This is a genomic window from Streptococcus hepaticus (assembly GCF_043656315.1).
Classification (GTDB): Bacteria; Bacillota; Bacilli; order Lactobacillales; family Streptococcaceae; genus Streptococcus; species Streptococcus hepaticus.
On the sequence record NZ_JBINIY010000017.1, the window covers coordinates 1 to 12,486 of the forward strand.

The window sequence follows — 12,486 nt, forward strand, 5'->3', positions numbered from 1 at the left end:
ACGTTGTGGTTAACTACGTCACAGAAGATGGAACAGTTATCAAAGCACCAGTTCAAGACGAAACAAATGTTCCTGCTGGTAAGTCTTATGACACAACAGATAACAAACCAACAGAGATTGTAACAGAAGATGGCTCACGTCATGTATTGATCCCATCCAAGACAATTGGTAAAGAAAGTGGTATCGTCGAGGGTGGTAAGACAACAGAAATTACTTATGTTTATAAGAAAGTTGCTAACTGGGTTCCAGAAATTCCAGGAGTTCCAGAAAACGAACGCCCAGTAATTCCTTATCCATTTGACCCAACCAATCCAGATGTGCCAGTAACACCAAATCCGGGTACAGTGATTCCTAACGTTCCAGGATACACACCAGTAGATCCTAAGGACAATACACCATTGAAACCAGTAGATCCAAATGATCCAGGTAAAGGTTATGTGCCACCAACACCAGAGAATCCAGGTGAAGATACACTTATTCCTTATGTTCAAAATGGTAGCGTTGTGGTTAACTATGTAACAGAAGATGGTACAGTTATCAAAGCACCAGTTCAAGACGAAACAAATGTTCCTGCTGGTAAGTCTTATGACACAACAGATAACAAACCAACAGAGATTGTAACAGAAGATGGTACAACTTATGAGCTTGTTCGTGTTGATGGTTCAGAAATAGGTACAGTTGAAGGTGGTAAGACTACTGAAGTAACCTACGTTTACCGTAAAGTGACTCCAGCTAAGAAAGTTGTAACAAACCACGTTGACGAAGATGGTAATCCCATTGCACCGCAAGAAGATGGCACAACACCTAATAAGTCAATTCCAGGTTATGAATTTACTGGTAAGACAATTACCGATAAAGATGGCAACACAACTCATATCTATCATAAGATTAACGATTCTGTTAAGCCAACACCACCTACAGCTAAGACACCTTCTACACCAAAACCTAACGCTCCATCGAAGGCTTCAGGTATGGCTCAATTGCCGAACACAGGTGAATCTACTTCTGCTGTAGTACCATCACTTGGTGCTGGTATGCTTCTAGCAAGCCTCGGATTAGTCGGAAAACGTCGTAAAGAAAACGAAGAGTAGTCTGACTAAATTTGGTTATTATCAACTGTAGCAGGAAAGTACGATATTAACGTTTAGCCTCTGGCAAAATATCTATTTATAGCTTGCCTTTGTTCATGGAATAATAAAATAGGCTCAAGATCTTTGCTAGGGGATACTCTTCGCAAAGGTCTTGGAGTGTTTAGGATCGTCACTCAGTTTTTCTTTTGATGTTTCATTAACTTGGTTTGCTGTCCTCCAGTATGGTCTATAGCTCGTTACCTAGTAGTAAACGTAAACTAATAGATTATAATTTCCTAAACGTCGAGTTTTACCAGCAATAAATACACACAAAAATAATGCTCTGAAAGTTAACATCTTTAGGGCATTATTTTTTGTATAAAATTTTTCATTCTTATCTAGTTAATATACAAATCTGCTCATCATTTGAGGTGTTTGTGACAATTTGTCACATAAGTCGAATATTCTCTTTCTTCATGTTTATACTTTTGCTGTTAGGGGGAGAAATATTATGTTCGTTCGTATTCGAAATTTACGTGAAGATGCGGATTTAACACAGGAGAATATCGCTTCATTATTAAATTGTAGTCGCTCTTCATATTCAAGATATGAAAAGGGAAATCGAATGATAGATATACATGATTTAATCAAATTGGCTAATTTCTATGATGTCAGTCTAGATTATTTAGTTGGTAGAGTTGATTTTAAATATGGACATCGGCTATAGGGCATTAATAAAAATTTTTAAGAATATTGTAATTGTATTTGTTAGTGACAACTTGTCACAAAAGATTAATTTTATAGTTGAATTAACTATACTAGTTTCAGGTAATTCTAAATATGAGGTTACTTATTCTATATGTTCTTTGACAATTGAATAAACCAATGTGGGACTTTCTTATTTGTTGAGCAATTTAGATTGGTACGCAATGATATGAGCGATTTTTATCAACTATAAAATAGAGTGGTTCTCTATCTGCCATGACCACAAATAAGGACAATGATACTTCTGAACGTTCAGGCTGCCAGCGTAAAAGGACAGTGGGTGAAATTCTCATGAATGATTTAACCAGTCATAACCACAATGGATAAAAATATAAAAGAGAGAAGTAAGTATGAAAATAAAATTTGTATCTGTTGAAAATAGTATCGCTGAATGGGCAGATAAAAAAGCACTAATGAGAAGATGGGAAGGATTAAATCAATATACTTTGAATAGATGGTTAAGTGAAATGAGAGAAAATAAACAGTTTAAAGATCATGTAATCAATCCAACTCATAAATTAGTCTTTATTAATTTAGAAGGATTTGAAGAGTTTTTAAGATGGAAACAAAGGGCGGCAAAATAATGAAAATCGTGGTATAATAGACATTGTCAATTTTTCTATTAAATATAGTTTCGATTTTCTTTTGATAATACTAAAGAGGGCGATATTATGTATTATAGAACACGAAAAAATTCTAAAGGAGAAACTCGTTTTGAAATAGTTGAAAAATACAAGGATCCACTTACAGGAAAGTGGAAAAATGCTACAGTAACTTATTCAAACGATACTTCAAGGTCTCGTAAAGATGCTGAAAGAAGATTAATTGATAAAATTGATAAACTAGTCAACAACATAGAATATCAATATAATCCTCAAAAAATAAAGACATTTGGTCAGTTGAAGCAAAACTGGTTAGAAACTTGGTCCGTTTCAGTGAAACAGCAAACTGTCAAAAGAGAAGCCTTCGTTTTAAAGAGATTAGGAGATATTATTGGTGATGACTTCTTGCTTGAAAGCATTACTCCATTACTTATGAAAAAGTGTTTATCTACTTATGCTGATAGGTATGATTCTTCTCAATCTACATTAGTGCATATAAAAAGTACTTGTAATAAAATATTTAATCATGGCATAATGTATAATATTATTCCATACTCTCCAATGTCAGTTGTTAAGGTAGAGGTCTCTTTAGATAAGAAACGTATGGCAAAGAAAAAACACGAGGCAAAATTTTTGGAAGTCCATGAGTTAATTGTATTTTTTGAGGCACTTAGCCGCAGAAGAAATCCTAATTACTATGATTTAGCTATTGTTTTGCTTTGTTCAGGTTTGAGAATTGGGGAAGCTGCTTTTACAAGGGAAGATTTCAATCCAGATACTGGAGTTGTAACAATAGATAAATCACTTCAGTATCATGATTTGAAGGTTGCGGACTTTTATTTTGACACAACTAAGACTATAAATGCTGACAGAGAAGTTGCATTACCTAAAGTAGCTTGCGAAGCAATTTTACGAGCAATTAAAAGAAGTGATGAATTTGATAAGTATGCTTTAGAAAATCCTGCTAAATCCTTTTCACATACAGAAAGTATTTTTCGGACAGAATATGGTTCCCCCATTACTTCACACTCTTTTCGTGAGGTGCTAGCTAGAGTGGAACAGGAGCTAGTTGAAACTTGCGAAGAGAAATATGGATTTAAATGGACAAAGCATGTAACACCACACTCATTTAGACATATGCATATTACCTATCTGCAAAGTGAAGGTACTGATTTGGCTATGAGAGATATTATGGAGCGTGTAGGTCATGCTAATTATGAAACTACAATCGGCTATACTCATAGACAAACTAACTCTCAAGAAAAAGCAGTGAATGCATTAAATAATTTTATTGATAAAAATCAAATTTCGTTCACTGCTTTAAAGTCTTGGTCCTGTAAGTATTCTCAACCAATAAACGATTGGATTGAAAAACACTATGAAAGCAGAAAAACAAATTTAAATTTAGATGAATTCCGAAATATAATGGGAATTAAAGAAAGCTATCTTCCAAGGCATATTAATGTTAATATCCTACCAAAATTATTAAAAGATATTAAGAAATATCATTCAAATTTTGATATTAAATGTATTCGAGAAGGAAAGCAAAAAATTATTGGGTATGAAATGGTTTGGTGAAATTAGTCTAAATTTGGTGACTTTTTGGTGACCTAATAGAATTTAGACAGGTTTACCTCCATAAAACCCTTGATACGAAAGGAATTATACACTCATGGCAACAATTCAATGGTTTCCTGGACATATGTCCAAGGCCAGACGCCAAGTACAAGAAAATATTAAATTTGTAGATTTTGTAACCATTTTGGTGGACGCTCGTTTGCCTCTATCCAGTCAAAATCCTATGTTAACTAAAATTGTTGGCGATAAGCCCAAGCTCATGATTCTCAACAAATCTGATTTGGCAGACCCAATTTTAACCAAAGAATGGCAACAATTTTATGAAAAGCAGGGAGTTAAGACTCTTTGCATCAATTCAAAAGAGCAGTCAACAGTCAAAAAAGTGACGGATGCTGCCAAAGCTTTGATGGCTGACAAAATTGCTCGTCATCGGGAACGTGGCATTCAAATCGAAACCTTGCGGACCATGATTATCGGTATTCCAAATGCTGGAAAATCTACGCTCATGAACCGTTTAGCTGGGAAGAAGATTGCTGTTGTCGGCAATAAACCTGGCGTGACCAAAGGACAACAGTGGCTTAAGTCGAACAAAGATTTGGAAATTTTGGACACACCTGGTATCCTCTGGCCCAAATTCGAAGACCAAGAAGTAGCTATGAAATTGGCTCTGACAGGCGCTATCAAAGACCAGCTCCTGCCCATGGATGAAGTTACGATTTTCGGGTTGAATTACTTCAAAACCTACTATCCAAATCGCCTTAAAGACCGCTTTAAGCAAATGAATTTGGAAGATGAAACGCCAGAAATTATCATGGATATGACACAAAAACTAGGCTTCCGTGATGATTATGACCGCTTTTACAACCTCTTTATTAAGGAAATTCGTGACGGAAAATTGGGCTTGTATACCCTAGATCGTGTGGCTGACCATGCAAACGATTAAGGGAATTTCAGCAATTCTAGCAGAAATCACTGACCTCAATGACAATCGCTTTGATGTATTTTCAGAGGATAGTCGAGCAGGAGTTCAAAAAGCCATTGCCAAGCGAAAAAAAGAAATCCAGGCTGACTTGGATGAAGAGGATCGTTTGGAAGAAATGCTGCGCTACGAAAAAGAACTCTATAAGCAAGGGTTGGATCTCATCGCAGGTATTGATGAAGTTGGCCGTGGCCCCCTAGCAGGTCCAGTTGTGGCAGCAGCTGTTATTTTGCCAAAAAATTGTAAAATCAAGGGTCTCAATGATTCCAAAAAAATTCCCAAGAAAAAACATATTGAAATCTATGAACAAGTTTTAGAGCAAGCAGTAGCAGTAGGAATTGGAATCAGGGATCAGGATGTCATTGACCAAGTCAATATCTATGAAGCAACAAAATTAGCCATGTTAGAGGCTTTATCTCAGCTGAATCCTCAGCCTCAGGCTCTCCTAATTGATGCTATGAAATTAGATATCAACCTTCCTCAGCAGTCTATCATAAAAGGGGATGCCAACAGTTTGTCTATCGCAGCGGCCTCCATCGTTGCAAAAGTCACGCGCGATCAGATGATGACTGAATTTGACAATCAGTTTCCAGGTTATGATTTTGCCCAGAATGCAGGATATGGAACCAAGAAACATTTAGCAGGTCTGGAAACATTGGGGATTACACCTATTCATCGGAAAACCTTTGAACCTGTAAAATCTATGATAAAAGATTAAATCTCGCTGAAAATGCGGGATTTTTTTCGAATAGATAAGGTGGAGGATGTTTATGAATAATTTTGAAATTTTTAAATTAAAAAAAGCTGGGCTGACCAATCTCAATATCAATAAGATTTTAGAGTATGCCCAATCCAACCCGAAAAAATTGAGCGTGCGGGATATGGCGGTTGTCTCCGAGTGCAAAAATCCAACACTTTTCATTGAAACTTATAAAAATATTGATACAAAAGAGTGCCGCGAGGAATTTAATTGCTATCCCTCGTTTTCAATTTTGGATGATATTTACCCTTTGGAGCTGAGGAAAATCTACAATCCACCTGTCTTGCTTTTTTACCTAGGAAATTTAGACTTACTGGAAGAGAGCAAATTAGGAGTTGTCGGTTCACGAAATGCCAGTAAGATAGGTACTGGATCGGTTAAGAAAATTGTCAATGAACTGGATAATCGCTTTGTCATTGTCAGCGGATTGGCAAGAGGGATTGATACGGCAGCTCACATTGCCTGCTTGAAGAATGGTGGGAAAACAATCGCCGTTATCGGTTGTGGTCTGGACACCTACTACCCCAAAGAAAATAAAGAACTGCAAGATTACATCGCTAAGCATCACTTATTATTAACAGAATATCCCGTCGGTGAAGAACCAAAAAAGTTCCATTTCCCGGAGCGGAATCGCATTATCGCGGGGCTCAGTCAGGGAGTTGCTGTTGTAGAGGCTAAAATGCGATCAGGAAGTCTGATTACCTGTGAGCGAGCTATGGAAGAAGGGCGAGATGTATTTGCAGTTCCAGGATCCATTTTGGAGGGAAATTCAGAAGGTTGCCATCATTTGATAAAAGAAGGGGCAAAGTGCACCACATCAGGCATGGACATCCTTTCAGAGTACTTTTATTAAACCAAGTTTTCCTATAGGAAAATAAAAATCTTGACACATACCTAAAAATAGTATATTCTTTGTGAAGTTAAATTTATTTGAAGGTACAAAGATGACTACAAAAACAGCTAGTAAGAAAAAATCTACTACACAAAAAAACTTGGTGATCGTGGAGTCTCCTGCCAAAGCCAAGACGATTGAAAAATATCTAGGGAGAAATTATAAGGTTGTCGCATCCGTTGGACATATCCGTGATTTGAAAAAGTCAACCATGTCCATTGACTTTGAAAACAACTATGAACCGCAATATATCAATATTCGTGGTAAAGGACCACTCATCAATTCTTTGAAAAAAGAAGCTAAAAATGCTAAGAAAGTCTATTTGGCAAGTGACCCGGACCGTGAAGGAGAAGCCATTTCCTGGCATTTGTCGCACATTCTTGGTTTGGATGAAAAAGATGCCAACCGTGTTGTTTTCAACGAAATCACGAAGGATGCTGTTAAAAATGCCTTTAAGGCACCGCGCGTGATTAACCGAGACTTGGTGGACGCACAGCAAGCCCGTCGTGTTTTGGACCGCATTGTGGGGTATTCCATTTCACCAATTCTTTGGAAGAAAGTCAAAAAAGGCTTATCTGCTGGTCGGGTACAATCCGTTGCATTGAAGCTGATTATTGACCGAGAAAATGAAATCAACAATTTCCAACCAGAAGAGTACTGGACAATTGATGCCACTTTCAAAAAAGGTACGAAGAAATTCCAAGCTTCCTTCTACGGTCTTGATGGCAAGAAGATGAAGTTGGAAAACAATGATCAGGTCAAGGAAGTTCTGGTTCGTCTTAAAGGTGACGATTTCCTTGTAGAGCAGGTGGAACGCAAAGAGCGCAAGCGTAATGCACCGCTCCCATACACAACCTCTACCATGCAAATGGATGCCGCCAACAAGATCAATTTCCGTACACGTAAGACCATGATGGTTGCCCAACAATTATATGAGGGGATCAATGTTGGTTCTGGTGGTACACAAGGTCTCATCACCTACATGCGTACAGACTCAACACGTATTAGTCCTGTCGCCCAAGCTCAGGCAGCAGACTTTATTACAGAGCACTTCGGCGAAAAATATTCTAAGCACGGCAATCGTATTCGCAATGCTGCAGGTGCTCAGGATGCCCACGAAGCTATTCGTCCGTCAAATGTCTTTTTGACACCAGAATCCATCGCTCGTCACTTGGATAAAGACCAGCTCAAGCTCTACACGCTTATCTGGAATCGATTTGTGGCTAGCCAAATGACCGCCGCTATCTTTGATACGATGAAAGTCAGCTTGGAACAAAATGGTGTTCAATTCTCTGCTAACGGAAGTCAGGTCAAATTCGATGGTTACATGGCTGTCTACAATGACTCTGATAAAAATAAAATGTTGCCTGATATGGAAAAAGGAGATACCGTTGTCCGCTCGACAACCAATCCCGAACAACATTTTACACAACCACCAGCTCGCTATTCAGAAGCCACTCTCATCAAAACACTGGAAGAAAATGGAGTTGGCCGTCCATCAACCTATGCACCAACTATTGAAACGATTCAGAAGCGCTATTATGTCAAATTAGCTGCGAAACGCTTTGAACCAACAGAGCTGGGGGAGATTGTTAACAAACTCATCGTTGAATTCTTCCCAGACATTGTCAACGTGGCATTTACGGCTGAAATGGAGCAGAAGCTGGATGATGTGGAGATTGGTCAAGAGCAGTGGCAGAAGGTCATTGATGAGTTTTACAAACCATTCCAAGTGGAATTGACAAAAGCCGAGTCTGAAATGGAAAAAATTCAGATTAAAGATGAACCAGCTGGATTTGATTGCGACGTCTGTGGTCATCCAATGGTCATCAAGCTGGGGCGTTTCGGAAAATTCTATGCATGTAGTAATTTCCCAGATTGTCGCAATACCAAGCAAATCACTAAGGAAATCGGTGTTGTCTGCCCAGATTGTCAAAAAGGACAAGTCATTGAACGCAAGAGCAAGCGAAATCGAATTTTCTACGGCTGTGATCGCTATCCCGAGTGTGAATTCACTTCTTGGGATAAGCCAGTTGGACGCGCTTGTCCAAAATGTGATCACTATCTCGTTGAAAAGAAAGTCCGTGGCGGAGGTAAGCAAGTCGTCTGTCCAAATGGTGACTACGAAGAGGAAAAAGTGAAATAGATTTACGTAATATATATTATGTAAAAATATATCCACGTAGTATATCTGTAAAACTACGATGATAGATTCCTCCCATTCGCAAGAATGGGATTTTTTTGATATACTGGATAGGTTAACTAAAAAAGAAAGATTTGAGGGACTTGGGTCCCAAAGAGGTATTAGTGCATGTCTCAATCTGTTGACTACATCAATGTCATCGGAGCTGGCTTGGCTGGTTCTGAAGCGGCTTACCAAATCGCTAAACGTGGTATCAAGGTTAAGCTTTATGAAATGCGTGGGGTAAAACCAACTCCACAACACAAAACTGCTAACTTTGCAGAATTGGTTTGTTCAAACTCCTTCCGTGGAGATTCTTTGACAAACGCCGTTGGCCTTTTGAAAGAAGAAATGCGTCGCCTGGATTCTATTATTATACGTAACGGTGAAGAACACCGTGTGCCTGCTGGTGGTGCTATGGCGGTTGACCGTGAAGGTTACGCAGAGGCAGTGACTGCTGAATTGCACAACCATCCCTTGATTGAAGTGGTGCGTGGCGAAATCACTGATATTCCTGAAGATGCTATCACAGTTATCGCGACTGGTCCATTGACGAGCGACAGCTTGGCGGCTAAAATTCACGAACTCAATGGTGGTGATGGCTTTTACTTCTACGATGCGGCAGCTCCTATTGTCGACGTTAACACTATCGACATGGATAAGGTTTACCTTAAGTCTCGCTACGACAAGGGGGAAGCAGCCTACCTTAATTGTCCAATGACTAAGGAAGAATTCATGGCTTTCCACGAGGCTTTGACGACTGCTGAAGAGGCTCCGCTTAATTCCTTTGAAAAAGAGAAATACTTTGAAGGTTGTATGCCAATCGAGGTGATGGCTAAGCGTGGTATCAAGACGATGCTTTACGGCCCAATGAAACCAGTTGGTTTGGAATACCCAGAAGATTACAAGGGAACTCGCGATGGTGAGTTTAAAACGCCATATGCTGTTGTTCAATTGCGTCAAGATAATGCAGCTGGCTCGCTTTACAATATCGTTGGTTTCCAAACTCACCTTAAATGGGGTGAACAAAAACGCGTTTTCCAAATGATTCCAGGTCTTGAAAACGCTGAGTTTGTCCGTTATGGTGTTATGCACCGTAATTCATACATGGATTCACCAAATCTTTTGACACCAACTTTCGCGACTCGTAAGAACCCAAATCTTTTCTTTGCGGGACAAATGACTGGCGTGGAAGGTTATGTGGAATCAGCTGCCAGCGGACTTGTGGCTGGTATCAATGCGGTGCGTCGCTTTAAAGGTGAAGACGAAGTGGTCTTCCCACAAACAACAGCCATTGGAGCTCTTCCACACTATATCACTCATACGGAAAGTAAACATTTCCAACCAATGAATGTTAACTTTGGAATTATCAAAGAACTTGAAGGACCACGTATTCGTGATAAGAAAGAACGTTACGAAGCCATTGCTGAACGTGCTTTGACGGCTTTGGAAGAGTATTTGAATTATTAAAGTAAACAAATAACCTAGGACAGACGTCTTAGGTTATTTAACATTACTGAGCGGTGATCACATATTGGAAAGGCTTGCCTATATTGAAGAAAAAAGATAGAATGAGTAATAAATAAAACTAGACTTGAGGAAATATATGAAAAAAACGTTCTATCTTTTGGCACTAGCTAGTCTAATGGTACTTGGAGCTTGTAGTCGCCAAACTGCCAAAGACACGACTACCAGTTCGTCAGAAGCGACTGCCTTACCAAAGGGAGCTATCACATCAAAACATGAGATGGAGACAAAGCGAAAATTTGAATATATTGTAGAAATGAATGACCTTCAGCAGATTCAATGGTATGAAGTAACCTATAAGGGGGAGAAGTTATTGCATTTGACAATCACTTTGGCTCAGACACTGCCAGAAGAAGTACGTTCTGCCATCACGGATGATAATCGTGAAGAATTGTTGCAAAGTTTACGTGATACACCTGGTGTTAAAGAAGCCGGTGAAGTCAAAGGAATGACCGTTTCTACAAGCTTGAATGAGGAGAACCAATCAGTGCTTGTTTTCGATGCGGATATGCTTCAATTAGACTATCAAGCAGCAGCTAATTTAGCAACTTTTGGCCAAATGTTTGCTGGTCTTAAAGATATGGAAGCCTCCAATTTTTTAGCAGGCCTAAATGCTCTTGGTGCAAAGGAAATAAAATAGGTCTATAATAGTAGAAAGAAAAGGGGCGTTATTATGAAAAATTGGAAAAAACGTTCCTATGGATTGACTCTATGCTTGCTTATTGCCTGTATTAGTCATTTTTTAGGAAAAGAATTTACGATTGTTGGTGGTGCTGTTTTTGCTATTCTAATTGGGATGACATTCAGCTCTGTCTTTGGTCAACAAGAAAAATTTCAAGCAGGTATCGCCTTTACCTCGAAGAAAGTGTTGCAGTATGCGGTCGTATTATTAGGATTTGGCTTAAATTTACAGGTGATCCTACAGACTGGACAACAATCGTTACCTATTATCTTATCAACGATTGCAACCTCGCTTTTGATTGCATTTGTTCTGCAGAAAAAGCTGCATTTGTCTGTTAATATGGCCACTCTTATTGGCGTTGGTTCTTCCATTTGTGGTGGGTCGGCTATTGCGGCAACGGCTCCTGTTATTGATGCTAGCGACGAAGAGGTCGCGCAAGCTATTTCGGTTATCTTTCTCTTTAACGTCCTTGCGGCACTCATTTTTCCTAGTCTGGCTAGCTTGGTTGGATTTTCAACCACATCAGGAGAAGCTTTTGGGATTTTTGCAGGGACAGCGGTCAACGATACCTCATCTGTTACAGCGACAGCAGCCACTTGGGATAGTCTTTATCATCTAGGAACACAGACCTTGGACAAGGCTGTCACAGTCAAATTGACTCGCACCCTCGCTATTATTCCGATTACCTTAGGATTATCATATTGGCGAGCCAAGCAGGCGAAAACAACTGGTCATTCTGTATCACTACGGCAAGTTTTTCCAATGTTTATCCTGTATTTCGTTCTAGCTAGTCTCATTACCACCATCGCAGTAGCAGCAGGTATTCCTGCCAGTTTTTTCAGCCCTATTAAGGAAATCTCTAAGTTTTTCATCATCATGGCAATGGCAGCAGTAGGGCTAAAAACCAACATTGTCCAACTCGTTAAAAAAGGCGGAAAACCGATTTTACTCGGTCTGTCTTGTTGGTTGGGAATTATTTTTGTATTTTTAATTATGCAATTTTTTATGGGATTTAATGGACATTAAACCTTTCAAGGTGGAGCAATGGATGAATGAATACGAGGTCGGTGCTCGGTATAATATTGCTGAGACTTGCTGTGATTCCATTTCGCTCAATGAGCTTTTTGAACTGACAGGCATTGACGGTCAGCCAGTCTAACCAACCATTCTGGAACTGTGACATTTCTGGAACTGTGACATTCTTGCGAATTGCCTTGTTATTTTTAATAAAGGGAGGATGTAAAATCGTCACAAACCTCAAGTGTGGTGATATCAGTAGGAGTAGGCAGTTCCATGCCTTCGTCGATATAGTAGGCCTCAAAAGTACTTTCAAGCATTTCATGTGCATTCTTCATGACCTCTTCTAGTGTATCGCCCTCCGTACCACCACCAAATAATAAAAAGGAAAGAGAAGGGATATTAATTTAATCCCAGGTCTTTCAGGATTTT

At 39.1% G+C, this 12,486-nt stretch carries 11 protein-coding genes and 1 pseudogene; 11 read left to right on the forward strand and 1 reads right to left on the reverse strand.

Annotated elements, in window-relative coordinates; genetic code table 11:
* The 11 genes from ACHUFA_RS09675 to ACHUFA_RS09725 all read left to right on the forward strand — a co-directional run.
* Positions 1–1,091: MucBP domain-containing protein (locus ACHUFA_RS09675; protein ID WP_394405780.1), on the forward strand; the 1,091-nt coding region annotated here is incomplete at its 5' end.
* Between the two features lie 490 nt (positions 1,092–1,581).
* Positions 1,582–1,797, forward strand: a complete 216-nt coding sequence (locus ACHUFA_RS09680; protein WP_000498035.1) for a helix-turn-helix domain-containing protein — start codon at positions 1,582–1,584, stop codon at positions 1,795–1,797.
* A gap of 388 nt (positions 1,798–2,185) precedes the next feature.
* On the forward strand, positions 2,186–2,419 hold the full coding sequence (locus ACHUFA_RS09685; RefSeq protein WP_047210205.1) for a hypothetical protein: 234 nt from the start codon (positions 2,186–2,188) through the stop codon (positions 2,417–2,419).
* An 87-nt stretch (positions 2,420–2,506) separates the two neighbouring features.
* Positions 2,507–4,015 carry a site-specific integrase gene (locus ACHUFA_RS09690; protein WP_047210204.1) on the forward strand — a complete coding sequence of 503 codons (1,509 nt, stop codon included), beginning with the start codon at positions 2,507–2,509 and terminating at the stop codon, positions 4,013–4,015.
* Positions 4,016–4,109: 94 nt separating this feature from the next.
* Positions 4,110–4,958, forward strand: a complete 849-nt coding sequence (gene ylqF / locus ACHUFA_RS09695) for a ribosome biogenesis GTPase YlqF (RefSeq protein ID WP_394405783.1) — start codon at positions 4,110–4,112, stop codon at positions 4,956–4,958.
* Positions 4,945–5,712: a ribonuclease HII gene (rnhB, locus tag ACHUFA_RS09700; RefSeq protein ID WP_394405785.1), complete on the forward strand. Its 768-nt coding sequence runs from the start codon at positions 4,945–4,947 to the stop codon at positions 5,710–5,712. Before ylqF ends, rnhB begins: the two co-directional genes overlap by 14 nt.
* A gap of 52 nt (positions 5,713–5,764) precedes the next feature.
* Positions 5,765–6,607: a DNA-processing protein DprA gene (gene dprA / locus ACHUFA_RS09705; RefSeq protein WP_222348476.1), complete on the forward strand. Its 843-nt coding sequence runs from the start codon at positions 5,765–5,767 to the stop codon at positions 6,605–6,607.
* A 91-nt stretch (positions 6,608–6,698) separates the two neighbouring features.
* Complete coding sequence (gene topA, locus ACHUFA_RS09710; RefSeq protein WP_394405787.1) at positions 6,699–8,792, forward strand: type I DNA topoisomerase; 2,094 nt, start codon at positions 6,699–6,701, stop codon at positions 8,790–8,792.
* A 165-nt stretch (positions 8,793–8,957) separates the two neighbouring features.
* Positions 8,958–10,298 carry a methylenetetrahydrofolate--tRNA-(uracil(54)-C(5))-methyltransferase (FADH(2)-oxidizing) TrmFO gene (trmFO, locus tag ACHUFA_RS09715; protein ID WP_394405789.1) on the forward strand — a complete coding sequence of 447 codons (1,341 nt, stop codon included), beginning with the start codon at positions 8,958–8,960 and terminating at the stop codon, positions 10,296–10,298.
* A 136-nt stretch (positions 10,299–10,434) separates the two neighbouring features.
* A complete protein-coding gene (locus tag ACHUFA_RS09720) occupies positions 10,435–10,995 on the forward strand; it encodes an SP0191 family lipoprotein (protein WP_394405791.1) in 561 nt (186 codons plus the stop codon).
* 33 nt (positions 10,996–11,028) lie between these two features.
* Entirely contained in the window at positions 11,029–12,063 is a 1,035-nt protein-coding gene (locus ACHUFA_RS09725; protein ID WP_394405793.1) for a YeiH family protein, read from the forward strand.
* Positions 12,064–12,149: 86 nt separating this feature from the next.
* Here the strand turns inward: ACHUFA_RS09725 and ACHUFA_RS09730 are convergent.
* A pseudogene (locus ACHUFA_RS09730) lies at positions 12,150–12,461 on the reverse strand (type II toxin-antitoxin system HicB family antitoxin).
* Positions 12,462–12,486 lie beyond the last annotated feature (25 nt).

Excerpts from the sequence above, each read along its gene's own strand:
- dprA (WP_222348476.1), top strand. The coding sequence starts at position 5,765 with ATGAATAATTTTGAAATTTTTAAATTAAAAAAAGCTGGGCTGACCAAT.
- ylqF (WP_394405783.1), top strand. The coding sequence starts at position 4,110 with ATGGCAACAATTCAATGGTTTCCTGGACATATGTCCAAGGCCAGACGC.
- rnhB (WP_394405785.1), top strand. The coding sequence starts at position 4,945 with ATGCAAACGATTAAGGGAATTTCAGCAATTCTAGCAGAAATCACTGAC.
- topA (WP_394405787.1), top strand. The coding sequence starts at position 6,699 with ATGACTACAAAAACAGCTAGTAAGAAAAAATCTACTACACAAAAAAAC.
- ACHUFA_RS09685 (WP_047210205.1), top strand. The coding sequence starts at position 2,186 with ATGAAAATAAAATTTGTATCTGTTGAAAATAGTATCGCTGAATGGGCA.
- ACHUFA_RS09690 (WP_047210204.1), top strand. The coding sequence starts at position 2,507 with ATGTATTATAGAACACGAAAAAATTCTAAAGGAGAAACTCGTTTTGAA.
- ACHUFA_RS09680 (WP_000498035.1), top strand. The coding sequence starts at position 1,582 with ATGTTCGTTCGTATTCGAAATTTACGTGAAGATGCGGATTTAACACAG.
- trmFO (WP_394405789.1), top strand. The coding sequence starts at position 8,958 with ATGTCTCAATCTGTTGACTACATCAATGTCATCGGAGCTGGCTTGGCT.
- ACHUFA_RS09725 (WP_394405793.1), top strand. The coding sequence starts at position 11,029 with ATGAAAAATTGGAAAAAACGTTCCTATGGATTGACTCTATGCTTGCTT.
- ACHUFA_RS09720 (WP_394405791.1), top strand. The coding sequence starts at position 10,435 with ATGAAAAAAACGTTCTATCTTTTGGCACTAGCTAGTCTAATGGTACTT.